Raw genomic sequence first — 23,120 nt, 5'->3', positions numbered from 1 at the left:
CTAATTCCAGTTGCGGATGTCGACGAAGCGGCCCTCGATGGCGGCCGCGGCGGCCATCTCGGGGCTGACGAGGTGCGTGCGGCCGCCGGCGCCCTGGCGGCCCTCGAAGTTGCGGTTCGAGGTCGACGCGCAGCGCTCGCCCGGGTCGAGCTTGTCCGGGTTCATGGCCAGGCACATCGAGCAGCCCGCGCCGCGCCAGTCGAAGCCGGCGTCGATGAACACCTTGTCCAGGCCCTCGGCCTCGGCCTGCGCCTTGACCTTCACCGAGCCCGGGACGACCATGGCGTACACGTCGCTGTTGACCTTCTTGCCCTCGACCATCCGGGCCGCGGCGCGCAGGTCGCCGATGCGCGAGTTGGTGCACGAGCCGATGAACACGCGGTCGAGCTTGATCGCCTCGATCGGCGTGCCGGCCTCCAACCCCATGTACTGCAGCGCGCGCTCCTCGCCGTCGCCGGCGGGCGCCGGGATCGCGGCGGTGACCGGCGCGACCTGCGCGGGGTTCGTGCCCCACGAGACCATCGGGCTGATCGCGGAGGCGTCGACGACGATCTCCTTGTCGAACGTCGCGCCGTCCTCGGTGTAGAGCTCGGTCCACGCGGGGTCGACCTCGCCGCCGTGGTCGCGGACCCAGGCGAACGTCGTCTCGTCGGGCGCGATCATGCCCGCGCGTCCGCCGCCCTCGATCGTCATGTTGCACACGGTCATGCGGCCCTCCATCGAGAGGCTCTGCACGGCCGAGCCGGAGAACTCCACGACGTGGCCGGCGGCCCCGTCGACGCCCATCTGGCCGATCGTGGCCAGGATGAGGTCCTTGGCCGTGACGCCGTCGCCCAGCGCGCCCTCGTAGCGGATACGCATGGACTTGGGCTTGTTCTGGACGAGGCACTGCGTGGCGAGGACGTGCTCGACCTCGCTGGTGCCGATGCCGAACGCGAGCGCGCCGAACGCGCCGTGCGTGGCGGTGTGGCTGTCGCCGCAGACGATCGTCATTCCCGGCTGGGTCAGGCCGAGCTCCGGCCCGATGACGTGGACGATGCCCTGGTGCTCGGAGCCCAGCGAGTACACCGGGACGCCGAACTCGTCGCAGTTGCGCTCGAGCGTCTCGACCTGCGTCCGGCTGAGCGCGTCCTTGATGCGGGCGGCGATCGGCGTGCCGTCGGTCGGGACGTTGTGGTCGGCCGTGGCGACCGTGCGGTCGGGCCGGCGGACCGGGCGGCCGGCGAGCCGGAGGCCGTCGAAGGCCTGCGGGCTGGTCACCTCGTGCACGAGGTGCAGGTCGATGTAGATGAGGTTGTCGGCGACCTCGTGGGCCGCCCAGATCTTGTCGAACAGCGACTGGGGCATGGTTGTTGGTGTCCTTGGTTAGCTGCGGCGCAGGCCGGCGCTCACGACTGCGAGCAGCACGGCGTCGCCGGGACCGGGGTTCTCGAAGCGGTGCGCCAGGTCGGCGTCGAAGGTGACCGTGTCGCCTTCGTGGAGCTCGTGCTCGGCGCCGTCGATGTGGAGCGTGACGGTGCCGACCTCGACGACCGCGATCTCGCGGCTGCCGGGCTCGTGCATCGGCGGGTCGCCCTCGCCGCCCGTCGCGGCGCCGGGCCCGAGCTCGTGGCGCGAGAGCTCGGCGCGCTGGCCGGGCAGCGGCGGCGTGAGGATCTCGAACTCGTGGCCGGTGGCCCCGCCGCCGCGACGACGCTCGGCGCGCCGGACGATGCTGACGTTGTCGGCCTCGTCCAAGCGCAGCAGCTGCGACAGCCGCAGCTCGAGGCCGTTGGCGATGCGGGAGGCGACGGCGAGCGTCGGGCTCGTCTCGCCGCGCTCGACCTGAGAGAGCATCGGCGCCGAGACGCCAGAGCGCTCGGCGAGGTCGCGCAGGCTGAAGTCCATCGCCTCGCGCAGCGCCTTGACGCGCGGACCGATGTGGATCTGCTGGTCGAGGTGCTGGTCGGCGACGGCCATGGCGAGGGGCGTACGTTATCACGTACAAACGTCTGATGGGAACCGTTGCCTCTACATTGGCGGGCATGGCGGCTTCCGCGTTGTTGGGACCGGACGTCCTGGTGCTCGCCGGCGGCGGGATCGTCGGCGAGGCGTGGATGCACGGACTGCTGGCCGGCGTCGAGGACGCGGCCGGCGTGGACTTCCGCGACACCGAGGCGTTCGTCGGGACCAGCGCCGGCTCGATCGTCGCCGCGCGGCTGGCGGCCGGGCGACGGCCGCCGCGGCCGAAGGACGGTGCCGCTGCGGACGCCGCGCCCGGGTTGGCGGAGACGGCGGACGCGGAGCTCGACGGCGCCGTCGGCCTGCGCGGCATCGCGCGCGACGCGGCGCGGGTCGGCTGGGCGCTGAGCGCGCCGATCACCGGCGCGGCGCTCGCGGTCTCCGCGCCCGCGGGTGCGCTCGCGCGCGCCGCGATCCTCGGCCGCGCGGCCGGCCACGGCCGGCCGCTGAGCCAGCTGCACGAGCGGGTCGAGCGCTGGGGCGCGCGCTTCGACGACCGCCTGCGCGTCTGCACGGTCGACCGGCGCTCAGGCAAGCGCGTGGTCTTCGGCGCCCCGGGCGCGCCGCGGGCCTCGGTCGCCGACGCCGTCACCGCGTCGTGCGCGATCCCGTGGGTCTTCGCCCCCGTCGTGATCGACGGCCGCGAGTACGTCGACGGCGGGGCGTGGAGCGTCACGAACCTCGACGCCGCCAGGGCCGGGCGCGACACCTACGTCCTGTGCCTGGATCCCGCGGCCGGGCTCGGCGGTCACGACCGGCGGACCGCCGCGCTGCGCGGCGCGTTCCGGGTCGCCTCCGAGCTGGAGATGCAGGGCCTGCGCCGGCGCGGCGCCCGCGTCCTGCACCTCGCGCCCGACGCCGGTGCCGCCGACGCGATGGGCGCGAACTTCATGGCGCCCGGGCGCGCCGCGCCCGCGCTCGCCGCCGGCTACGCCCAGGGCCGGCGGCTCGGCGCCGCCGGCTGACCCGGCTACTTCGTCACCGTCACCGCGGCCGACGCGCAGTCGGCGCGACCCAGCACCGTCACGGTGAGCGTGCCGCGCCGCGCGGGCTTGACCTTCAACTTGGCCTTGCCGTCGCGCGCGGTCTTCGCCGACCCCAGCCGCTTGCGCGAGCGCGCGTCGGTCGCGACCACCTTCACGGCGCCCAGCGGCTTGCCGCGCAGCGCGACGTGCACGGTCAGCGCCGCCTTGCGGCCCGCGCGCAGGCGCTTGATCGACGGCTTGATGACGCACGCCCGGGTGGGCGCGCCCGGCGCCGCCGGCCTGCCGGTCGACGGCTTGCCCGTGGACGGCAGCGACTGCCCCGCGGCGATCGGCGCGAGCACGCTCCTGCTCGCCGGCGCGCCGGCCTGGCTGTCGCCGGCGGTCGCCGTCGGCACGCGGCTCGGGTCGGGCGTGGGCGGCGGCATGGCGGTCATGGGGTTCAGCGCCGCGTCGGAGAGGCGGCCGACGAAGTCCGGCGACAGCGGTCCGCGCCAGATCCGCACGGCGTCGACGTCGCCGTCGAGCGGCAGCGCGCAGGTGCCCTGGTAGGTGCCGAAGTACGTGTCGGGCGAGGTCAAGGAGTAGGCGATGGTCGACGGCGCAGGCTGCGGCTCGCCGACCGGGTGGCCGTCCACGTAGAGGCGCAGCGCGCTGCCGTCGAAGACGCCGGCGACGTGGTGCCATCCGCCGTTCCAGATGTCGGCGGGCGCCGCCGTCGCGCTCACGCGGTAGGTGTCGCCGTTGTACACGTAGAACGCGATGCCGCCCGCCTGCCCGGTGTACAGGCCCCAGGACGCGGCCTCGCAGCCCTGCGCGCCGCGGGAGACGATGTAGCGGTACTGCCCGGGGCTCGCGCCCGCCCGGACGACGGCCTCGACGCTGAGCGTCGACGGCTGCAGCTCCGGCGCGTCGGGCAGCCGGACGAACGTCTTGCCGTCGAAGTGCAGCGCGCCGCCCGACAGGCCGGCGATGCGCGCGGGGTCGCGGTCGTCGGCGGCGTCGGTGAGCCCGAGCCTGCCGTCCAGGCCGGACGGGCCGTCGTCGAACACGGTCTGGCCGGCGCCCTCGTCGAAGCGCCACTGGCCGATCACCGTGCTGTTGTCGGCGCTCGCGGTCGCGGCCGCCAGCAGCAGCGCGCACAGCGCCGCCAGCAAGATCGCCGTCGTCCGGACGGCGGCCTGCGTCCCCTGTCGTCCCTGCATGGTGGTGTCCCCCGTCTGCGTGCTTGCCCGCCGAAACGTACTCACGCGCCCAGAACGCACAAGCCGCCCACCTGGTCTGTTGGCCAGGTGGCCCCGGCGAGCCCCGCGACCATCGGGCGCCGCTGGACGGATGGCCTATCCGAAGCGCGCGATCAGCCCGGCGAGGATCCGCGCGGTGGCGCCGAGATCGGCGACCGCGACGCGCTCGTCGACCGCGTGGGCGACCTCGATGCCGCGCGGCCCGACCATCACGGTCGGGATGTCCGCCGCGCACCACAGGCGCATGTCGGCGCCCCACGGGACGCCGGCCGCGCGCGCCGGGCGACCCAGCTCCTCGCCGACGACCGTGAGCGCGAGCTGCGCCAGCGCGCCGTGCTCGGGCGTCTCGGCCGAGGCGAACTGGCCGCCGGTCCAGCGCAGCTCGACGGCCAGCCCGTCGTCGGGCGTGGCGTTGGCGACCGTGCGCTCCACAGCGGCGCGGGCCGCCAGGACGTCCTCCCCCACCCGCACGGGCGCGCGGCCCTCGAACGTCAGCCGGTCGGGGACCGAGCTGGACCACTCGCCGGCCTCGACGCGCCCGACGACCAGTGGGTAGGGCAGCGCCAGCTCGCGCATCAGCGGGTGGGCGACGGCCGCGTTGAGGCACGTCTCCAGCTCGGCGAGCGCCGCGTGGATCGTGATGTAGCGGTCGATCGCCGAGATGCCGTGCAGGCGCTCGGCGGCGTGCGCGGCGCGCCCGTGCACGGTGCCGGTGAAGGTGAGCGCGCCGCCGTGCGCGCAGACGACGTCGAAGGCCGTCGGCTCCGGGATCACGCACGCGTCGTACGCGGCGTCGCGCTGGAGCGCCGCGAACGACCCGAGGCCGCCGTCCTCCTCGGAGGCGACGACGTGCAGGACCGCCTCGGCCGCGGCGTCCGGGCCCGCGGCCGCCAGCGCATGCAGCGCGGCCGCGACGCCGCCCTTCATGTCCGCGCTGCCGCGCCCGTGCACGAAGCCGCCGGCGATCGCGCCCGAGAAGGGGTCGCCCAGCGCCCACGGCTCCGTCCCGACCCCTACAACATCGACGTGGCCGCACAGGGCCAGGCGCGGGACGCCCGCCCGCGGCCCGCGGCGCACCGAGACGATCACGCCGTGCAGCGCGTCGCGCGCGGCCTCCTCGCCCGGGTGGTCGGCATGGGCGCGCAGCGCGCCGAGGTCGTGCTCGACGACCTCGGCGCTCAGGCCCAGCTCCTCGGCCAGCTCGGCGACGCGCACCATCACGGCGCGCTCGTCGCCGGTCACGCTCGGGACGCGGACCAGCTCCGCGGCGGTCGTCGCGACCGCCGCGTCGCTGAGCAGCTCGGGCACTACGGCGTCTGCGCGAGCTCGGCGTCGGAGGCCGCGGCCTGCGCCTTGCCGACCGCGTTGCCGAGCGCGCGGACGTAGGCGATCGCCGCGGCCTCGATGATGTCGGTGGTGACGGCCTGGCCGGCGCCCGTCACGCGCGCGCCGGTGAGGACGCCGGGCGTGTCGTGCTTGACCGCGTCCTCGGGCGAGCCGAGCTCGACGACGACGCTGACCTCGCCGAGCGCGTCCTGGCCACCGGTGACCGCGTCGATCCGGAACTCGCGCAGGCGCGCGTCGATCTTCGTCGCGCTGTTGATCGCGCGGAAGATCGCGTCGACCGGCCCGTCGCCGTTGAACGTGCCCTCGACGACCGTGTCGTCGGGCGTGCGCACGGCGACCTTCGCGAACGGCGGCCGGCGGTTGGACGCCTCGACCTCGAACCACTCCAGCGAGTAGCCCTGCGCGTCTCCGCGCAGCTCGTCGGTGACCAGCGCCTCGAGGTCCATCGCCGTGACCTGCTTCTTGCGGTCGGCGACGTCCTTGAAGCGCTCGAAGGCCTGCTTGAGCTGGGCGCCGTCGACCGTGTAGCCGAGGTCCTCCAGCGCCTGGCGCAGCGCGGCGCGGCCGGAGTGCTTGCCGAGCACGAGCGAGTTGGCGTCCAGCCCGACGCTCCGGGCGTCCATGATCTCGTAGGTCTCGCGCGCCTTCAGGACGCCGTCCTGGTGGATGCCGGACTCGTGGGCGAACGCGTTGCGCCCGACGATCGCCTTGTTGGGCTGGACCGCGTAGCCGGTGAGGCGCGAGACCAGGCGCGACGTGCGCGCGATCTCGGTCGTGACCGCGCCGGTCGTGTAGCCGAGGTGGTCGCGGCGCGTGTGCATCAACATGATCAGCTCTTCCAGCGACGCGTTGCCCGCGCGCTCGCCGATGCCGTTGACCGCGCACTCGATCTGGCGGGCGCCGGCCTGCACACCGGCCATCGAGTTGGCGACGGCCAGCCCGAGGTCGTCGTGGCAGTGGACCGACAGCACGGCGTTGCGCAGATCCGGGACCAGCTCATACAACTTGGTCAGGAAGGCCGCGTACTCGTCCGGCGTCGCGTAGCCGACGGTGTCGGGGACGTTGATCGTTGTCGCGCCCTCGTCGAGCGCGATCTGGAGCACGTCGGCGGTGAACGCGACGTCGGAGCGCGTGGCGTCCATGGGCGAGAACTCGACGTCCTCGCAGAGGCCCTTGGCCTGGGCGACCGACGCGCGGGCCAGGCCCTTGACGTCCTCGCGCGTGGACTGCAGCTGGTGCTCGATGTGGATGTCCGACGTCGACAGGAACGTGTGGATCCGAGGTCGCTCGCTGTCGCGGATCGCCTCCCACGCACGATCGATGTCCCCGGCGTTGGCACGCGCCAGGGCGCAGATGACGGGGCCGGCGACCTCGCGGGCGATCGCCTGGACGGCGTCGAAGTCGCCGGGCGAGGCGATCGGGAAGCCGGCCTCGATGATGTCGACCCCGAGCCGCGCGAGCTGCTGGGCGATGTCGAGCTTCTCGGCGGCGTTCAGGGAGATGCCGGGCGACTGCTCGCCGTCGCGCAGCGTCGTGTCGAACAGCAGGACGCGGTTCGGGTCTTCGGGCATCAAGGACATGTCGTTCTTCTCCGTTCTCAGGGGGCTCGGTTCGCTTCTTCAGACTGGTTCGCGGCTTCTGGCGGCCGCCACGCGCAGCTGCTCCCCCTAGCGGGGGAGGAGAAGAAGAAGTCGAAGGTCGAGCAGGCGGAACGACATGCGGTTGCGCACGAGCCTAGCAGCCGCTGCCTACGGCACCAAGACGACCTTGCCGGCTCCAGCCGCGTTCTCAGGCAACGAGGACGACCTTGCCGACTCCAGCCGCGTTCTCAGGGAACGAGGACGACCTTGCCGACGTTCTGGCGGGCCGCGATGATCCGGTGGGCGCGCGGCGCCTCGGCGAACGGGACGGCCTCGTGGACGACCGGCGCCACCGTGCCGTCGGCCAGCGCGTCGCTCAGCGGCGCGATCCACGGCTCGAGCGTGCCGCGGTCGTCCCAGAGCCGCAGCATGTTGAGGCCGATCACGGCCTTGGACTCGCTCATCTGCTTGATGAGGTTGAAGCCGCGCAGCATCCGCACGGCCTGCGGCGCGGCGGTGCGCAGCGAGCGCGTCTCGCCGCTGGACACCGAGGACGCGCCGTAGGCGACGAGGCGGCCGCCGGGCCGGAGCAGGTTGTAGGAGATCTGGAACGACCGGCCGCCGATCGCGTCCAGGATCAAGTCATAGTGGTCGAGGCCCTTCCACCACTTGTCGCGGCGGTAGTCGATCGCGCGGTCGATCCCCAGCTCGGCCAGCCGCGCGTGCTTGCCCGGCGACGCGGTGCCGTGGACCTCGGCGCCCGCCGCCTTGGCGAGCTGCAGCGCGGCGATCCCGACGCCGCCGGCCGCCGCGTGGATCAGGACGCGCTCGCCGGCGTGCAGCGACCCGTAGCCGTGCAGCGCCGCCCACGCCGTGGCGTAGTTGACCGGGATCGCGGCGCCCTGCTCGAAGCTCAGCGCGTCCGGCAGCGGGATCGCGTCGGCCGCGCCGACGTCGACGCGCTCGGCGTAGCCGCCGAAGCGCGAGCCGGCCATGACGCGCTCGCCGACGCGCGCCGGGTCGACGCCGGCGCCGACCGCCGCGATCGTGCCCGCCACCTCGTAGCCCACGACGCACGGCGGCTTGGGCGCGTCCTCGTACAGCCCGATTCGGGCCATCGTGTCGGCGAAGTTGATGCCGGCCGCCCGCACGGCGACCGTCACCCGTCCTGGCCCGGGCGGTGGCGGATCCGGCCGCTCCTGCACCTGCAGGACCGACGGATCGCCGTGCTTGGTGATGACCACTGCGCGCATATGCGCGCGAGCCTACTCCGCGGCCTTGCCGCGGCGCGCCGCCCGCACCACGAGCACCGGGCGGTCGGAGAGGTGCAGCAGGCGCGTCGGCGTCGAGCCGACCAGCGCGCTCCTCAGCGGGCGCTCGCCGTAGGAGCCGACGACGATCATGTGGCGCCGACCTCGTCGGCCGCGGCCAGCAGGCCCTCGGCGGGGTCTTGCATCCGGACGTCGGAGGACACCGCGACGCCCGCGGCCGCGGCGGTCTTCAGCGCCTCCCCCACCACGGCGTCGCCGCGCTCGCGGATCGCCTCGTCGAGGTCGTGCAGCTCGCCGCCCAGGCGCGGCGACGCGAACGAGAAGACGACGTGGACGCTCTCGCCCAGGCGCTCGGCCAGCGTCAGCGCCTCGTCGAACGCGGCGCGCGCGCCCTGGGTCCCGTCGTAGCCGACGACCAGGGTCATGCGACCTTCTCCTTCTTGGCGACGCGGTGCGTGACGGTCGCCGCGAGCTCCGGGTCGACCGGCTCGGGCTTGCGCGAGAAGAACTCGCGGTCCTGGGTGTAGCGCCAGAGGAACCAGCCCAGGCCGATCAGGATCATGGCGATGGTGATGACCACCGGCGAGCCGATGCCCAGGAACGGCTTGGCGTAGCCGCCGTCCTTGTGCGCGTACTCGATCGTCGCCTTGACGAACACGTACGCGAGGATCGCGGCGCCGAGCAGCGGCAGGAACGCCAGGTCGACGAAGTTCTTGCCCGAGGCGACCGCGATCACGACCCCCGAGACGTAGCTGATGGCCCGCACTTCAGACCCTTGTCGCCGGGGGTGAAGCCCATCCCGGGCATCCCCTCCGGAGCGACGACCGGGTCGGCCTGACCCGCTGAGCTCTCCATGGGGCGAACCTACACCCGGCCGCCCCCTCCGAGTGCGCCTATCCGCGCGCGCCCGCTGCCATCTCGAGCTCGAAGTGCTCGGCCTCGGTGACGCGGCCATCCGGCCCGTCCGGCCCGCCCGTCGCCGCGAGGTCGCGGCGGGCGCGGCGACGCTGGAACGCGACGTTGAAGGCCATGAGCACCAGCACGGCGACCAGCAGCATCGTCGCCAGCACGTTGACCTCGGCCGACACGCCCTGGCGGGTCGCGCCGAAGATGAACAGCGGGAACGTCTGGGTCGAGCCGGCGTTGAAGCTCGTCACGACGTAGTCGTCGACCGAGATCGCCGCCGCCAGCAGCGCCGCCGACGCCACGCCGGGCGCGATCATCGGCAGCGTGACCTTGCGGAACGTCAGCCACTCGGTCGCGCCGAGGTCCATGGCGGCCTCCTCGATGTGCCGGTCCATGCCCTCTAGCCGGGCTCTCACCGTCACCACCACGTAGGACACCGTGAACATCACGTGGGCGATGACGATGGTGGCCATCCCGGTGCCCACGTGCACGGTCAGGAACAGGCCCAGCAGCGCGGCGCCGAGGACGACCTCGGGCGTGGCCAGCGGCAGGAAGACGAACAGGTCGGTGACCGTCTTGCCGCGGAAGCCGTAGCGCACCAGCGCCAGGGCCATGAACGTGCCGAGCGCCACCGAGATGATGACGGTGATCAGCGCGATGAACAGCGAGTTCTGCAGCGCCGTCGTCAGGTCGGGGTTGGAGAACGGGTGGGCCCAGTGCTTCAGCGTGAAGCCCTGCCACGTGAAGTTGAAGCGCCCCTTGTTGTCGTTGAACGAGTAGAGGACGACGATGAAGATCGGGATGAACAGGTAGAGCAGCGCGAGGCCCGACCAGATGCCGAGCAGCCAGGTGCGGAGGCGATCGGACATCAGGCTGCCGCCTCCGTCAACGACTTGGTCCCGAGCAATCGGGCGTAGATGAGGATCCCGATCAGGATGCCGCTCATCAGGATGAACGACAGCGCGGCCGCCGTCGGGTAGTCGAGGATGTTGAGGAACTTGCTCTGGATGACGTTGCCGATCATGTACTGCTTGGGCGTCCCGAGCAGCGCGGCGTTGATGAAGTCGCCGCAGGCCGGGATGAACGTCAGCAGCGAGCCGGCGAAGATGCCCGGCAGCGCCAGCGGCACCGTGATCTTGCGAAACGCGGTCACGCGGCTGGCGTACAGGTCGGTTGCGGCCTCGATCAGGCGCCGGTCCAGCCGCTCCAGCGTCACGTACAGCGGCAGGATCATGAACGGCAGGAAGTTGTAGGTGATGCCGGCGATGACGGCCTTGTTGGAGGCCAGCAGCCGCCCGTTCTCCGAGATCAGCCCGACGTCCTGGAAGCGGCTGACGACCCAGCCGTTGTCGTTGAGGATCAGCTGCCAGGCGACGGTGCGCAGCACGTAGGACGTGAAGAACGGCAGGATGACCAGCAGCAGCATGAAGTTCTTCCACCTGCCGGCCTTGAAGGCGATGAAGTAGGCGAGCGGGAAGCCGATGACCAGGCACAGGATGGTCGCGATGCCCGCGAACAGGATCGAGCGGCCGAACTGGGTGCTGTAGTCGGAGATCGCGTGTGAGTACGTGGACCACTCCCACGTCAGCGTGTAGCCGTCCTCCGGGTTGCCGCTCATCAGCGACACGCCCAACTGGTTCACGAGCGGGACGGCGAAGAAGACGATCAGCCACAGCAGGCCCGGCCCGAGGAACAGGTAGGGCAGCAGGCTGCGGCGGGTCTTGAGGCTCAGGCGGAGCATCGGCTCAGGCCCCCGTCACCTTCGCCATCGCGTTCTGCATCGCGCGCTCGTCCGCGGGCGAGAGGTTCGGGTAGGGGTACAGCCGCTTGCGGACGTCGTCGGGCGGGAAGATCAGCGGGTTGTTGGCGATGTCGGGGTCCGTCTTGAGCAGGACCTCCTTGGCGCCCTGCACCGGGGTGATGTAGTTGACGTAGGCCGCCACCTTGGCCGCCACCTCGGGCTCGTAGTAGTAGTTCATCAACACCTCGGCGCCGTAGAAGTGCTCGGCGTGCTTGGGCATCATCATGTTGTCGGTGAACAACATCGCGCCCTCCTTGGGGTAGATGAACTCGAGGTCGGGGTTGTCGGCCTGCAGCTGCACTAGGTCGCCGGAGTAGGCGACCGCCACCCAGACGTTGCCCTTCGCGAGGTCCGTGGTGTAGTCGTTGCCCGTGAAACGCCGGATCTGCCCGGCGTTCTTGGCCTGGTCGATCTTGTCGATCGCCTTGAGAATCTGGTCGATGTTGGCCTTCGACGCGTCGATGCCCATGCCCAGCAGCACGAGGCACGCGGTGTCGTAGGGCTCCTGCAGCATCGTCACGCGGCCCTTGAACGCCGGGTCGAAGAGGTCGTTGACGCTCTCCAGCTTCCGCCCGGTCTTCTTGGGGTTGTAGCCGATGCCCGTGCCGCCCGACTGCCACGGCAGCGTGTAGGTGCGCGTCGGGTCGTAGTTGATCGACTTCAGGTTGGAGACCAGGTTCTTGATGTTCGGCACGTTGCGCTTGTCGATCGGCTCGACGTAGCCGTCGCGCACCCAGCGGGCCGCCATGTAGTCGGTGAGCGTGACGATGTCGCGCCCGATGCCCTGGCCCTGGGCCAGCTGCTGGCGGACCTTGCCGAAGAACTCGAAGTTGTCGTTGATCTCCTCGACGTACTTGACCTTGACGCCGTGCTCCTCGTTGAACGTCTTGAGCGTCTTCTTGTCGATGTACAGCGGCCAGTTGGCCCAGACGAGCCCGGCCAGCGACGCCTTGGGGTGGTTGACCGTCACGGTCTTCTTGGCGTTGACCTGATGGGCGGCCTCGCCCTCGATCGAGCAGCCGGCCAGCGCCGAGCCCAGCGCGGTCAGGCCGAGCGCGGCGGCGCCGGAGCGCCCGAGGAACCGCCGGCGCGACATCCCGTCCTTCTCGAACAGCAGGCGCTCGAGCGCCCGCTCCACGTCGCGCTCAGACATCGCGGGCGACGACGAACGTGTGCTGCGGATCCCAGGTCAGCAGCACCTCCTGCCCGACGCCCAGCGTGCTCGGCTGCATGCCGTCGCGGTTGGGCGCGAACACGGTCAGCTCCTCGCCGTTGGGCGCGGTGACGACGTACTGGATGGAGATCCCCAGGAACGAGGCGACCGTGACCCGGCCGCGCAGCGCGTTGCGGCCCGCGGGGACGCCGTCGGCGGCCGGGACCAGCTCGATCTTCTCGGGGCGCACGCCGACGCGGACCGCGTCGCCGGGCGCCTCGGACATCAGCGAGCACGGCACGCGGATCGTGCCGTCCGGCGTCTCGACGACCGCCATCTCGGCCCCGCGCTCGAGCACCTTGCCGTCGACGAGGTTCGAGACGCCGAGGAAGTTGGCGACGAACGCGGTCCGCGGACGCTCGTACAGGTCCTCGGCCGTGCCGGCCTGCTCGATCTTGCCGCGGTTCATGACGGCGATCGTGTCGGCCATCGACATGGCCTCCTCCTGGTCGTGCGTGACGTGCACGAACGTGATGCCGACCTCGCGCTGGATGCCCTTGAGCTCGATCTGCAGCTGCTTGCGCAGGCGCAGGTCCAGCGCGCCGAGCGGCTCGTCGAGCAGCAGCGCGCGCGGACGGTTGACCAGCGCGCGCGCCAGCGCGACGCGCTGCTGCTGGCCGCCGGAGAGCTGCCCGGGCTTGCGCTTGGCCAGCTGGCCGAGCTGGACCATCTCCAGCGCCTCGCCGACGCGGCGCGTGGCCTCGGCCTTGTCGACCTTCTTGCGCTCCAGGCCGAAGGCGACGTTGCGCTCGACGTTGAGGTGCGGGAACAGCGCGTAGGACTGGAAGACCGTGTTGACGTCGCGCTTGTAGGGCGGCTGGTTGGTCACCTCTTGGCCGCCCAGGTAGACGATGCCCTCGGTCGGATCCTCGAACCCGCCGATCATGCGCAGCGTGGTCGTCTTGCCGCAGCCCGAGGGCCCCAGCAGGGCGTAGAACGCCCCGCGCTCGATCGACAGCGTGAGGTCGTCGACCGCCACGGCGTCGCCGAAGCGCTTGGTCACGCGCTCCAGATGGATGTCCGCCTCGCCCGACGCAGCAGCAGCGTCGGAGCGCTCCCCCTCCGGGGTCGCGGTCGGTGTCCCCTCCATGTTGGCCCTCCTCAAGTGGCCTAGGTCCTTCACCGGCTGGCCCACCCTAGGCATCGCTGACCAGACCAGTCAACGCGCTTTGGGACTGCGGGGCGCCGGTTCCTCGCGCGCGTTGTCCGTTCCGGCGCACGCGTTCGCCACGATGGCGCAGATCTTGGGACACGGAGTACCTTGCGAGCGTGCCTCCGCGGAGCACCGGACTGGCCGGCGCCGACGCACAGGACGACTTCCTGCGCGCCCGTCGTCGGCTGGCCCTGTCGCGGCTGCGGCGCTGGCTGCGGCGCGAGCCCGGCGACATCGACCACATCCTGCCCTTCGAGGAGGTCGTCACGGCGCTCGGCCGGCTGCAGGAGCGCGACGCCGGCCTCCAGGTCATCCCCCTCGACGCGATCGTCGGGACCGTCGACCGCATGAAGGGCTTCGACCGCCACTTCCGGCCGACGACGCCGCAGGTGCGGCGGCGCTGGGAGTCGATCGCGACCGCGATGCGCCGCGGCGAGGCGATGCCGCCGATCGACGTCTACCGCATCGGCGAGGTCTACTTCGTCAAGGACGGCCACCACCGCGTGTCGGTCGCCCGCGCGCTCGGCCGCCACGACATCGACGCGCGGGTGACCGAGGTCGTGACCCGGGTCGGCGCGCATCGCGACCTGCTGCGCGCCGACCTGCCGCTCAAGAGCCACGAGCGCGTCTTCTTCGAGCGCGTGCCGCTGCCGGCCGCCGCGCGCGAGCGCGTGCGCCCGAGCAACCCGTGGGACTACGCCAAGCTCGCCGAGGGCATCGAGGCGTGGGGCTGGCGGTACATGCAGGAGCACGGGGCGCGCATGGACAGCGGGCAGCCGATCGACCGCCAGGAGCTCGCCCGCGCCTGGTACGAGGAGGAGTACGTGCCGGTCGTCACGATGCTGCGCGACGCCGGCATGCTCGGCAACGGCACCGAGGCCGACGCCTACATGCGGATCGGGACCGAGCGCTACAAGCTGCTGCGCACGCACGAGTGGAGCGAGGACGTCCTCGCCCGCCTGCGCGCCGAGCGGCTCGGGCGCCGCGCGACCGACTGATCAGGCCGGGGTCGGCGGCGGCGCCGTCTGCGCCTCGGACGTCACCGACGCCGTGGCCTCGTCGCGGCCCAGGCTCTTGCCGGTCTCGACGTCGAACAGGTGCAGCTTGTCGACGTCGAGCCAGAAGCGCGCGCGCGACCCGCGCTCGACCTCGGTCTCGGCGCTGAGCCGCGCGACGAGCTGGTCGGTGCCCGCGCCCGGCACGTCGGCCGCGCCGGAGTCGGCCGCGATCTCGGCGAGCTCGTCGGCCTCGGCGAGGTCGCCCTCCAGCCGGATGTAGGCGTACACCTCGGAGCCCATGGACTCGGTCAGGTCGACGTCGGCCTCGAACTCGTGGCCGCCGCGCCGGTTCTGGCGCCGCGCGACCTCGGCGTCCTCGAAGGACTCCGGCCGCAGGCCGGCCAGCACGCGCTTGCCGCCCGCCGACGCCGCGGCATGCTTGAGGCGCTCGGGGAGCGGGACGTCGCCAAAGGGCGTCTTGAGCGTGTCGCCCGCCACCTCGGCCGAGAAGAAGTTCATCGCCGGCGAGCCGATGAAGCCGGCGACGAAGAGGTTGATCGGCTGCTCGTAGAGCACCTTCGGCGTGTCGACCTGCTGCAGGCGCCCGGCGCGCATGACCGCCACGCGGTCGCCGAGCGTCATCGCCTCGGTCTGGTCGTGGGTGACGTAGACCGTGGTGGTGCCGAGGCGCTGCTGGATGCGCGAGACCTCGGTGCGCATCTGCACGCGCAGCTTGGCGTCGAGGTTGGACAGCGGCTCGTCCATCAGGAACGCCGACGGGTCGCGGACGATCGCCCGCCCCATCGCGACGCGCTGGCGCTGACCGCCGGACAGGTTGGCCGGCTTGCGGTCCAGGTGCTGCTGGAGGTCGAGGATCTCGGCGGCCTCCTCGACCTTCCTGTTGCGCTCCTCCTTGGACACGCCCGCGAGCTCGAGCGCGAAGCCCATGTTCTCGCGCACGGTCATGTGCGGGTACAACGCGTAGCTCTGGAAGACCATGGCGATGTCGCGGTCCTTCGGGGCGCGCTCGTTGACCACCTGGTCGCCGATGATCATCTCGCCCTCCGAGATGTCCTCCAGCCCGGCGATCATCCGCAGCGCGGTCGACTTCCCGCAGCCCGACGGCCCGACGAGGATCACGAACTCGCCGTCGGCGATCGCGAGGTTGAGATCCTTGACGGCCTCAGTGCCGTCGGGGTAGCGCTTGGTGATGTGCTTGAGCTCGATGCCGGCCATGAACGCCTCCGGTGGTTCGCTGCCTAGCCCTTGACCGCGCCGGCCGTGAGGCCCGCGACGATGCGGCGCTGGAAGATGAGTACGAAGATGATGATCGGGACGGTCACGAGGACCGCGGCCGCCGCGATGTTGCCCGTCGGCGAGGTGAACTGCGACTCGCCGGTGAAGAACGCGATCGCCGCCGGGACGGTACGCGACGCGTTGGACGACGTCAGCGAGATCGCGAACACGAAGTCGTTCCACGCGAAGATGAACACGAGGATGGCGGCCGTGAACACGCCCGGCGCGGCCAGCGGGAAGATGATCCGCCGGAACGCCTGGAACGGCGTGGCCCCGTCCACTTGGGCCGCCTCCTCCAGGTCCCAGGGTATCTCCCGGAAGAACGCCACCAGGATGTAGATCGCGAGCGGCAGCGCGAAGGTCAGGTACGGGATGATCAGGCCCGGATAGGTGTCGTAGAGGCCCAGCGCGCGCCACATGTCGAACAGCGGCCCGACGACCGAGATCGGCGGGAACATCGACACGGCCAGCGCCCCGCCCAACACGATGGCCTTGCCCGGGAAGTCCAGGCGGGCGATCGCGTAGGCCGCGAGCGACGCGAGCGCCACCGCGATGACGGTCGCGATCAGCGCGATCAGGATCGAGTTGATCAGCGGGCGCAGCAGCGGGCTGTCCCAACCACCGGTGAAGAGCCCCTTGTAGTTGTCGAACGTCCACTCCTTGGGGATCAGACGCCCGTCGCCGACGGTGGCCGGCGTCTTGAACGACAGCGACATGATCCACAGCACGGGGAACATGGCGAAGACGACGACCACGCCGATCAGCAGCGACCAGGTGGTGTACTCACGGGTTCCGTGGCGCATGGCTCAGTTCCCCTTGGGCACGGCGGTGCCGAAGCCCTTGACGAAGGCGGTCGCGATCATCAGCACCAACACGAAGATCAGCACCGAGACGGCGGACCCGAGACCGAGGTTCAGGCGCGACAGCAGCTGTTGATAGCCCACGATGGACACCGACTCGGTGTTCTGCGCGCCCTTGGTCATGATGAAGATCGAGTCGAACACCCGGAACGCATCGAGCGTCCGGAACAGCAGCGCGACGAGCAGCGCCGGCTTCAGCAGCGGCAGCGTGATGCGGGTGAAGCGCTGCCAGGCCGAGGCCCCGTCCACGCGCGCCGCCTCGTAGAGGCTCTCGTCGATCGTCGCCAGGCCGGCCAGGAGCAGGAGCGCCATGAACGGCGTGGTCTTCCAGATCTCGGCCATGATGATCACGGCGAACGAGCTGAACCGCCCGCCGAACCACGCCTTGTCGTCGGCGATGAACGGCAGGTGGTTGACGAAGCCGCTGCCGGGGTCGAAGGCGTAGAACCAGGCAAACGCGGCGACGACCGTCACGATCCCGTACGGGATCAGCACCGAGGTGCGGACCGCGCCGCGGCCGAAGATCGCGCGATGCATGATGATCGCGATCACCATGCCGATCGCCAGCTCGATCGCGACCGAGACCACGGTGATGAACGCGGTGTTGAACACCGCCTGCCACCAGAGGCTCGAGCCGAGCACCGTGACGTAGTTGGAGAGGCCGACGAAGCCGCTCTCGTCCGGGAAGCGCAGATCCTTCTTCTGCAGCGACAGGATGAACGCGTACAGGATCGGATACGCGGTGACCAGCAGCATCATGATCACCGCCGGCGCGCAGAGCATGAACCCGAGCTTGCGCTCGGCGCGCGTCTTGTCGGTCATCTTCCCCGGCGCCGGCGCGCGCTCGGCCTCGCTGACGGCGGTGGCGCTCACAACAGCCCCTTCCGGTCGATGGCCTGCTGGACCTTGTCGTTGAGCTTGTCGTAGGTCGACCCCGGGTTCTTGGGGTCGATGCCCGAGCTCGGGTGGATCGCGTCCTGGATCGCGAGCGACAGGTCCTGGTAGGCCGGCGACTCCGAGGGCCGCGGCGCGGCGTCCCGGATCGAGGACCGGATCAGGTCCGCGAAGCCCGGATAGACCTGGTTGATCGCGGGCCGGTCATAGACGTCGGCGCGCACCGGCGGCAGGCCGCCGGCCTTCGCGATGGCCAGCTGGTTGTCGGGCTTGATCAGGCACTTGATCGCGGCGAACGCCGCGGCCTTGTGCTTGGAGTAGGACGAGACCGCGAGGTTGATGCCGCCCAGCGGCGGCTTGCTCGGGACGTTGGGGTAGATCCCCGGGTACTTGGCCGCACCGAGCTGCTTGAAGACGGCCGGGGCGTTGCTCTTCGCCGACGGGTAGACGAACGGGTAGTTGATCATGAAGCTCGACGAGCCCGACTCGAACCCGAGGCGCGCGGTGTCCTCGGTCGACGTGTCGATGTTCGGGGCGGCGACCGGCGAGCTGGCCATGCCGCCCATCGCGGCCAGCGCCGCCTTGGTCTTGACCGGGTCCAGCGCGATCTTGTCGGGGCCCGACAGGATCGACGTCCCGGCCGAGGCGATCACCGCGTTGGTCCACACGACCAGGCCCTCGTACTTGTTGCCCTGGACCTGGATCTGTCCCTTGGCGGGCCCGATCTTCTCGGCCATCCGCGTCATCTCCGTCCAGGTCTTGGGCACCTGCGGGACGCGGTCCTTGCGGTACCAGAGCAGCTGCGTGTTGGACCAGATCGGCACCGCGTAGAGCTTGTTCTCGAAGCGCGCGGTGTTCAGCACGCTGGGGAACACCTTCTCGGTGACGGCGGGCCGGATGGCGGCCGGCACCGGCTCGATCCAGCCGGCGTTGGCGAACTCGCCCGTCCACACGACGTCGAGGCCGAGGATGTCCAGGCTGTCGTCCTTGGCGCCAAGGCGCCGGACGAGCTGCTCGCGCTGCGAGTCCGCCTGGGAGGGCAGGTACTGGAACTTGATGTCATAGGCCCCGTTGGAGGCCGCCGAGCACTGCTTCGCCGCGGCTTGGACCCCGCCGCTGGGCTCGTTGAAGATGAAGAAGTTCAACGTCGCCCGACTGGAGCTGCTGTTGTCCCCACCACAGGCGGCCAAGACGAGGACCGTCGTCACGGCGGCCATCACTGCGATGACCCGACTCATAGGCCGGCCTTACCCTGACGCCCCGACCGCCTAACGGTCACATAAAACCGGACCGACGCACCCGAAAGACGAGTGTTGAGCCGCGCTTAGGAACGGACGGCGACGAAGCCCTCGCCGGGCGCCAAGGTTCCTGGCGCCGCCGAGTCCGAACGCGCCAGGTCGTGCGTGTGGCGCAGCACGGTCCCGGCGGCGGGCGCCGCGGCCGGCGCGTCGCCGAGGTTCAGCGCAACCACGTGGTCGTCGCCGCGGGTGAAGGCCACGACGCCCGGCGCCCTGTCGGCCAGCAGCGCGAGCGGACCGCGCAGCGCGGTGCGCCGCAGCGCGATCAGGTCGCGGTAGAGCCGCAGGATCGAGCCGGGATCGCGCTCCTGGTCGGCGACGTTGACCCCGCCGGGGTCGTTGACCGGCAGCCAGGGGGTGCCGCTCGTGAACCCGCCCTGCGGGCTCGCGTCCCAGACCATCGGGTGGCGGTGGCGGTCGCGGCCGTGGCGGTCGTCGGGCTCCGCGCCCGGTCCGCGGCCCTGGCCGTCGGCCATCCCGATCTCGTCGCCCTGGAAGACGAACGCGGTGCCGGGCAGGCTCAGCAGCAGCAGCGCCGCGGCGCGGACGTTGGCCGCGCCGACGCGGTTGGGCAGCCGCGGGAAGTCGTGGTTGGACAGCACCCAGGCGGCACGGCCGTCGCCGAGCGCCGCGGCGGCGGCCAGGGCGCCGCGCACGGCGCCGGCGGTCCACGGCGCCTGGAAGAGCTCGAAGGAGAACGCGGTGTCGAGCGCGTCGAGGTAGGGCGCCAGCTGCTCGCTGCGCAGGTAGACCTCCCCGACCAGGAACGCGTCGCCGGCGGCTGCGCGCAGCTGCGCGATCGCCGTGCCGATGTCCGGGGCGTTGCGCGAGCGGTCGTGCTCGAGCTGCGCGTAGCCGGCGTCGTCCTCCGGGAGCACCGGCGACGAGGACGCGTCGCGCACGCGGTCGTCGCGGCGCTCGGGGTCCTTGAGCAGCCGGTCGAGCGCGTCGAGACGGAAGCCGTCCACCCCGCGCGCCAGCCAGAAGCGCAGCGCGGCGCCGAACGCCTCGGCGACCTCCGGGTTGCGCCAGTCGAGGTCCGGCTGCTCGGGGTAGAACGAGTGCAGATACCACCCGCGGCCGTGCGGGTCGCGCGCCCAGGCGCCGCCGCCGAACGTCGAACGCCAGTTGTTCTGGGGCCCGTCGCGGTCCGACCACGTGTAGAACTCCGGCCGCTCGACGAACCAGGGATGCTCGATCGACGTGTGGCACGGCACCGCGTCGAAGACGACCTTCAGCCCGAGGCGGTGCGCCGCGGCGATCAGCGCGTCGGCGTCGGCCAGCGTGCCGAACGTCGGGCGCACGCCCTCGTAGTCGGCGACGTCGTAGCCGCCGTCGGCCATCGGCGACGGGTAGATCGGCGACAGCCAGACCGCGTCGGCGCCGAGCGCGGCGACATGCTCCAGGCGCTGCACGATGCCGGCGAGGTCGCCCTCGCCGTCACCGTCGGAGTCCTGGAAGGAGCGCGGGTAGATCTGGTAGATGGTGGCGTCGCTCCACCAGGGCTCCCGCGCTCCGTCCATGGACTAGGCCTACAACGTGATCGCGCGGCCGCCCGTGAAGCCGTCGGAGGCGACGACGCCGTCGACGACGTCACGCGGCACGGGCGCGTCGGTGGTGACGACCATCACGGCCTCGGTCGCGCCGGCGCCGTCCTCGTCCTCGTCCTGGCGGCCGACGGCGGCCGAGACGATGTTCACGCCGGCCTCGCCGAACGCGGTGCCGATGCGGCCGATCATGCCGGGGCGGTCGCCGTAGCGAAACACCGCGAGGTGCTCGTCGAGCTGGACGTCGAAGCGCTGGCCCCACGCCTCGAGCAGGTGCGGGCGGTTCCTGCGGCCGAACGTCGTGCCGACCACGCGCTGGGCCTGGTCGCCGGCGTGGACGGTGATGCGCACGAGGTTCTCGAAGTCGCGCGCGGACGCGGTCTTGGTCTCCACGACCTCGATGCCGCGCTCCTCGGCGACCGCCGGGGCGTTGACCGCGTTGACGTCCTCCTCGGTGTGCCCCTGGAGCACGCCGAGCAGCGTCGCGGTGGCCAGCGGCCGTGTGTCGCGGTCGGCGATCCGGCCGAGCAGCTCGACCTCGATGCGGTCGACCGACGAGCCCTCCGCCAGCGACACCGCCAGGCGGCCGAGGTGCTGGCACAGCGGCACGTACGGGCCGAGGACCGCCAGGTCCTCCGCCTTGATCGCGGGCACGTTGACGGCCGTGGTGACCGCGCCGCCGGTCAGGGCGGCGACGACCTGCTCGGCGGCCTGGAAGCCGGCGCGGTCGGTGGCCTCGGCCGTCGAGGCGCCGAGGTGCGGCGTCACGATGACGTTGGGCCGGCCGAAGAACGGCGACTCGGTGACGGGCTCGGAGCGGAAGACGTCCAGCGCCGCGCCGCCGACCTTGCCGCTGTCGAGCGCCGCAATGAGGTCGTCGTCGTTGATCAGGGGACCGCGGGCGACGTTGAGGACCTTGACGCCGTCCTTGCACTTGCCGATCGCCTCGGCGTCCAGCCAGCCCTCGGTCTCCGGCGTCTTGGGCAGGTGCAGCGTCAGGAAGTCGGCGACCGCGTAGACGCCGTCGGAGCTGTCGGCCTTCTCGACGCCGAGCTCCTTGTAGCGCTCGGCGCTGACGAACGGGTCGAAGGCGACGACGCGCATCCCGAAGCCCTTGGCGCGCGCGGCGACGAGCTGGCCGATGCGGCCGAAGCCGAGGATCCCGAGCACCTTGCCGTCGAGCTCGACGCCCGACCACTTCGAGCGCTCCCACGCGCCGGAGCCGCTGAGCGCGGCGTGCGCCTGCGGGACGTTGCGAGCCAAGGCCAACAACAACGCCATCGTGTGCTCGGCGGCCGTGACGACGTTGGACTCCGGCGCGTTGGCGACGATGATCCCGCGCTTGGTCGCGGCCGGGACGTCGACGTTGTCGATGCCGACGCCGGCGCGGCCGATGGCCTTCAGGTTGGTGGCCTTGTCGATGAGGTCGGCCGTCATCTTGGTGGCCGACCGGATCAGCAGGCCGTCGTAGTCGCCGATGCGGCCGGCGAAGTCGAAGCCGTCGATGTCGAACGCCGCGTCGACGTCGAAGTGCTCCTTGAGCAGGTCGATGCCGCTGGCGCCGATCTTCTCGGCCACGAGGACCCGGGTCATCAGATGTTCTCCACGACGTAGTCGATGCACTTGGTCAGCTGCCGGACGTCGTCCGGGTCGATCGCCGGGAACATCCCGATGCGCAGCTGGTTGCGCCCCAGCTTGCGGTAGGGCTCGGTGTCGACGATCCCGTTGGCGCGCAGCGTCGCGGCGATGGCCGCCGCGTCGACGCCGTCGTCGAAGTCGATCGTGCCGACGACCAGCGAGCGCTTGGCCGGGTCGGTGACGAACGGGGTCGCGAAGCTGCTCGCCTCGGCCCAGTCGTACAGCGCGCTGGACGACTCGGTGGTGCGGCCGACCGCGAAGTCCAGGCCGCCGTTGCCGTTCATCCACTCCACCTGCGCGTCGAGCAGGATCAGCGTCCCGACCGCGGGCGTGTTGTAGGTCTGGTCCTTGACCGAGTTGTCCAGGGCCGTCGTGAGCGACAGCGACTCGGGGATCCAGCGGTCGGTCCGCGCGCCGACCTCGGCGATGCGCTCCTGCGCCGCGGGGCTGAGCAGGGCCAGCCACAGGCCGCCGTCGGCGGCGAAGCACTTCTGCGGCGCGAAGTAGTACACGTCGGCCTGCGCGGCGTCGACGGGCAGGCCGCCGGCGCCGGAGGTCGCGTCGATCAGGACGAGCGCGTCGTCGCTGCCGGCCGGCCGCTGGACGGGCACCATGACGCCGGTCGACGTCTCGTTGTGCGCCCAGGCGACGACGTCGACGCCGGCCTCGTAGGTCGGCGCGGGCGCGTCGCCCGGCTCGGCCTTGACGACCACCGGGTCGCCGAGGAACGGCGCGCCCTTGGCGACGGTCGCGAACTTGTTGGAGAACTCGCCGAACGTCAGGTGCAGCGAGCGCTCGCGGATGACGCCGGCGGCCAGCGCGTCCCAGAACGCGGTCGTGCCGCCGTTGCCGAGCGCGACGACGTAGCCGTCGGGCAGGTCGAACAGGTCGGAGAGCCCGGCGCGCACGCGGCCGACCAGGTCCTTGACCGGCTTCTGGCGGTGCGACGTGCCCATCAGGTCGGCGTCCGCGCCGGCCAGCTTGGCCAGCTGCTCGGGACGCACCTTCGACGGGCCGCAGCCGAAGCGGCCGTCGGCGGGCTTGAGCTCTTCCGGGATGGTGAGCGTCGTGGCGCTCGTCGTCATGGGGA

Annotated in this window: 22 protein-coding genes; 2 read left to right on the top strand and 20 right to left on the bottom strand. The window is 71.6% G+C overall.

Translation table 11 applies throughout. The annotated features are described in order from the left end of the window. Both leuC and DSM104299_RS13100 read right to left on the bottom strand, forming a co-directional pair. Positions 1 to 1,347, bottom strand: coding sequence for a 3-isopropylmalate dehydratase large subunit (gene leuC, locus DSM104299_RS13105; RefSeq protein WP_272477757.1), 1,347 nt, complete (start codon positions 1,345 to 1,347; stop codon positions 1 to 3). A gap of 18 nt (positions 1,348 to 1,365) precedes the next feature. Then, positions 1,366 to 1,959 (bottom strand): helix-turn-helix domain-containing protein, encoded by a 594-nt coding sequence (locus DSM104299_RS13100; protein ID WP_272477756.1) that lies wholly within the window; start codon positions 1,957 to 1,959, stop codon positions 1,366 to 1,368. Positions 1,960 to 2,024: 65 nt separating this feature from the next. Here DSM104299_RS13100 and DSM104299_RS13095 point away from each other — a divergent pair, with 65 nt between their 5' ends. Further along, entirely contained in the window at positions 2,025 to 2,966 is a 942-nt protein-coding gene (locus DSM104299_RS13095) for a patatin-like phospholipase family protein (protein ID WP_272477755.1), read from the top strand. A gap of 5 nt (positions 2,967 to 2,971) precedes the next feature. Here DSM104299_RS13095 and DSM104299_RS13090 read toward each other — a convergent pair whose 3' ends face one another. The 11 genes from DSM104299_RS13090 to DSM104299_RS13040 all read right to left on the bottom strand — a co-directional run bounded on the left by DSM104299_RS13090 (position 2,972) and on the right by DSM104299_RS13040 (position 13,436). Next, entirely contained in the window at positions 2,972 to 4,189 is a 1,218-nt protein-coding gene (locus DSM104299_RS13090; RefSeq protein WP_272477754.1) for a LamG domain-containing protein, read from the bottom strand. 135 nt (positions 4,190 to 4,324) lie between these two features. Next, positions 4,325 to 5,536, bottom strand: a complete 1,212-nt coding sequence (locus DSM104299_RS13085; protein WP_272477753.1) for a M20/M25/M40 family metallo-hydrolase — start codon at positions 5,534 to 5,536, stop codon at positions 4,325 to 4,327. Continuing rightward, positions 5,536 to 7,155 carry a 2-isopropylmalate synthase gene (locus tag DSM104299_RS13080; protein WP_349294514.1) on the bottom strand — a complete coding sequence of 540 codons (1,620 nt, stop codon included), beginning with the start codon at positions 7,153 to 7,155 and terminating at the stop codon, positions 5,536 to 5,538. Before DSM104299_RS13080 ends, DSM104299_RS13085 begins: the two co-directional genes overlap by 1 nt. Positions 7,156 to 7,403: 248 nt before the next feature. Further along, a complete protein-coding gene (locus DSM104299_RS13075) occupies positions 7,404 to 8,408 on the bottom strand; it encodes a zinc-binding dehydrogenase (RefSeq protein WP_272477751.1) in 1,005 nt (334 codons plus the stop codon). A 12-nt stretch (positions 8,409 to 8,420) separates the two neighbouring features. Beyond that, positions 8,421 to 8,558, bottom strand: coding sequence for a universal stress protein (locus DSM104299_RS13070; RefSeq protein WP_272477750.1), 138 nt, complete (start codon positions 8,556 to 8,558; stop codon positions 8,421 to 8,423). Further along, the gene (locus tag DSM104299_RS13065) at positions 8,555 to 8,851 is read right to left on the bottom strand and encodes a universal stress protein (protein ID WP_272477749.1); all 297 of its coding nucleotides are present in this window, start codon (positions 8,849 to 8,851) and stop codon (positions 8,555 to 8,557) included. The genes DSM104299_RS13070 and DSM104299_RS13065 overlap by 4 nt, the downstream gene beginning before the upstream one ends. After that, a complete protein-coding gene (locus tag DSM104299_RS13060; RefSeq protein WP_272477748.1) occupies positions 8,848 to 9,192 on the bottom strand; it encodes a hypothetical protein in 345 nt (114 codons plus the stop codon). Before DSM104299_RS13060 ends, DSM104299_RS13065 begins: the two co-directional genes overlap by 4 nt. 127 nt (positions 9,193 to 9,319) lie before the next feature. Then, the gene (locus tag DSM104299_RS13055) at positions 9,320 to 10,201 is read right to left on the bottom strand and encodes an ABC transporter permease (protein ID WP_272477747.1); all 882 of its coding nucleotides are present in this window, start codon (positions 10,199 to 10,201) and stop codon (positions 9,320 to 9,322) included. Further along, positions 10,201 to 11,073, bottom strand: coding sequence for an ABC transporter permease (locus tag DSM104299_RS13050; RefSeq protein ID WP_272477746.1), 873 nt, complete (start codon positions 11,071 to 11,073; stop codon positions 10,201 to 10,203). The genes DSM104299_RS13055 and DSM104299_RS13050 overlap by 1 nt, the downstream gene beginning before the upstream one ends. A 4-nt stretch (positions 11,074 to 11,077) precedes the next feature. Then, positions 11,078 to 12,286: a polyamine ABC transporter substrate-binding protein gene (locus tag DSM104299_RS13045; protein WP_272477745.1), complete on the bottom strand. Its 1,209-nt coding sequence runs from the start codon at positions 12,284 to 12,286 to the stop codon at positions 11,078 to 11,080. After that, positions 12,279 to 13,436 carry an ABC transporter ATP-binding protein gene (locus tag DSM104299_RS13040; protein ID WP_272477744.1) on the bottom strand — a complete coding sequence of 386 codons (1,158 nt, stop codon included), beginning with the start codon at positions 13,434 to 13,436 and terminating at the stop codon, positions 12,279 to 12,281. Before DSM104299_RS13040 ends, DSM104299_RS13045 begins: the two co-directional genes overlap by 8 nt. 179 nt (positions 13,437 to 13,615) lie before the next feature. On the opposite strand from DSM104299_RS13040, the gene DSM104299_RS13035 reads away from it, so the two are divergent. Continuing rightward, positions 13,616 to 14,497 (top strand): ParB N-terminal domain-containing protein, encoded by an 882-nt coding sequence (locus DSM104299_RS13035; RefSeq protein ID WP_272477743.1) that lies wholly within the window; start codon positions 13,616 to 13,618, stop codon positions 14,495 to 14,497. Here the strand turns inward: DSM104299_RS13035 and DSM104299_RS13030 are convergent, their stop codons facing one another. The 7 genes from DSM104299_RS13030 to serC form a co-directional block, all read right to left on the bottom strand. Then, complete coding sequence (locus tag DSM104299_RS13030) at positions 14,498 to 15,733, bottom strand: ABC transporter ATP-binding protein (RefSeq protein WP_272477742.1); 1,236 nt, start codon at positions 15,731 to 15,733, stop codon at positions 14,498 to 14,500. A 23-nt stretch (positions 15,734 to 15,756) separates the two neighbouring features. Further along, complete coding sequence (locus DSM104299_RS13025; RefSeq protein WP_272477741.1) at positions 15,757 to 16,596, bottom strand: carbohydrate ABC transporter permease; 840 nt, start codon at positions 16,594 to 16,596, stop codon at positions 15,757 to 15,759. A 3-nt stretch (positions 16,597 to 16,599) separates the two neighbouring features. Beyond that, entirely contained in the window at positions 16,600 to 17,475 is an 876-nt protein-coding gene (locus tag DSM104299_RS13020; protein ID WP_349294563.1) for a carbohydrate ABC transporter permease, read from the bottom strand. Positions 17,476 to 17,522: 47 nt separating this feature from the next. After that, complete coding sequence (locus DSM104299_RS13015) at positions 17,523 to 18,785, bottom strand: extracellular solute-binding protein (RefSeq protein WP_272477739.1); 1,263 nt, start codon at positions 18,783 to 18,785, stop codon at positions 17,523 to 17,525. A gap of 86 nt (positions 18,786 to 18,871) precedes the next feature. Further along, positions 18,872 to 20,368 (bottom strand): alpha-amylase family glycosyl hydrolase, encoded by a 1,497-nt coding sequence (locus DSM104299_RS13010; protein WP_272477738.1) that lies wholly within the window; start codon positions 20,366 to 20,368, stop codon positions 18,872 to 18,874. A 9-nt stretch (positions 20,369 to 20,377) separates the two neighbouring features. Then, entirely contained in the window at positions 20,378 to 21,985 is a 1,608-nt protein-coding gene (gene serA, locus DSM104299_RS13005) for a phosphoglycerate dehydrogenase (protein WP_272477737.1), read from the bottom strand. Beyond that, a complete protein-coding gene (gene serC / locus DSM104299_RS13000; protein ID WP_272477736.1) occupies positions 21,985 to 23,115 on the bottom strand; it encodes a phosphoserine transaminase in 1,131 nt (376 codons plus the stop codon). Before serC ends, serA begins: the two co-directional genes overlap by 1 nt. Positions 23,116 to 23,120: the final 5 nt, after the last annotated feature.

The organism is Baekduia alba, from assembly GCF_028416635.1.
In the GTDB taxonomy this organism is placed as follows: Bacteria; Actinomycetota; Thermoleophilia; order Solirubrobacterales; family Solirubrobacteraceae; genus Baekduia; species Baekduia alba.
This window is presented reverse-complemented; position numbering and strand designations above follow the sequence as displayed.

Bases quoted from the DNA above. Each gene is read 5' to 3' on its own strand.
- DSM104299_RS13010 (WP_272477738.1), bottom strand. From the start codon at position 20,368: ATGGACGGAGCGCGGGAGCCCTGGTGGAGCGACGCCACCATCTACCAG.
- DSM104299_RS13070 (WP_272477750.1), bottom strand. From the start codon at position 8,558: ATGATCGTCGTCGGCTCCTACGGCGAGCGCCCGCTGAGGAGCGCGCTG.
- DSM104299_RS13025 (WP_272477741.1), bottom strand. From the start codon at position 16,596: ATGCGCCACGGAACCCGTGAGTACACCACCTGGTCGCTGCTGATCGGC.
- DSM104299_RS13015 (WP_272477739.1), bottom strand. From the start codon at position 18,785: ATGAGTCGGGTCATCGCAGTGATGGCCGCCGTGACGACGGTCCTCGTC.
- DSM104299_RS13055 (WP_272477747.1), bottom strand. From the start codon at position 10,201: ATGTCCGATCGCCTCCGCACCTGGCTGCTCGGCATCTGGTCGGGCCTC.
- DSM104299_RS13075 (WP_272477751.1), bottom strand. From the start codon at position 8,408: ATGCGCGCAGTGGTCATCACCAAGCACGGCGATCCGTCGGTCCTGCAG.
- DSM104299_RS13030 (WP_272477742.1), bottom strand. From the start codon at position 15,733: ATGGCCGGCATCGAGCTCAAGCACATCACCAAGCGCTACCCCGACGGC.
- leuC (WP_272477757.1), bottom strand. From the start codon at position 1,347: ATGCCCCAGTCGCTGTTCGACAAGATCTGGGCGGCCCACGAGGTCGCC.
- DSM104299_RS13040 (WP_272477744.1), bottom strand. From the start codon at position 13,436: ATGGAGGGGACACCGACCGCGACCCCGGAGGGGGAGCGCTCCGACGCT.
- serA (WP_272477737.1), bottom strand. From the start codon at position 21,985: ATGACCCGGGTCCTCGTGGCCGAGAAGATCGGCGCCAGCGGCATCGAC.
- DSM104299_RS13045 (WP_272477745.1), bottom strand. From the start codon at position 12,286: ATGTCTGAGCGCGACGTGGAGCGGGCGCTCGAGCGCCTGCTGTTCGAG.
- DSM104299_RS13090 (WP_272477754.1), bottom strand. From the start codon at position 4,189: ATGCAGGGACGACAGGGGACGCAGGCCGCCGTCCGGACGACGGCGATC.
- DSM104299_RS13080 (WP_349294514.1), bottom strand. From the start codon at position 7,155: ATGTCCTTGATGCCCGAAGACCCGAACCGCGTCCTGCTGTTCGACACG.
- DSM104299_RS13095 (WP_272477755.1), top strand. From the start codon at position 2,025: ATGGCGGCTTCCGCGTTGTTGGGACCGGACGTCCTGGTGCTCGCCGGC.
- DSM104299_RS13020 (WP_349294563.1), bottom strand. From the start codon at position 17,475: ATGACCGACAAGACGCGCGCCGAGCGCAAGCTCGGGTTCATGCTCTGC.
- DSM104299_RS13065 (WP_272477749.1), bottom strand. From the start codon at position 8,851: ATGACCCTGGTCGTCGGCTACGACGGGACCCAGGGCGCGCGCGCCGCG.
- DSM104299_RS13050 (WP_272477746.1), bottom strand. From the start codon at position 11,073: ATGCTCCGCCTGAGCCTCAAGACCCGCCGCAGCCTGCTGCCCTACCTG.
- DSM104299_RS13100 (WP_272477756.1), bottom strand. From the start codon at position 1,959: ATGGCCGTCGCCGACCAGCACCTCGACCAGCAGATCCACATCGGTCCG.
- serC (WP_272477736.1), bottom strand. From the start codon at position 23,115: ATGACGACGAGCGCCACGACGCTCACCATCCCGGAAGAGCTCAAGCCC.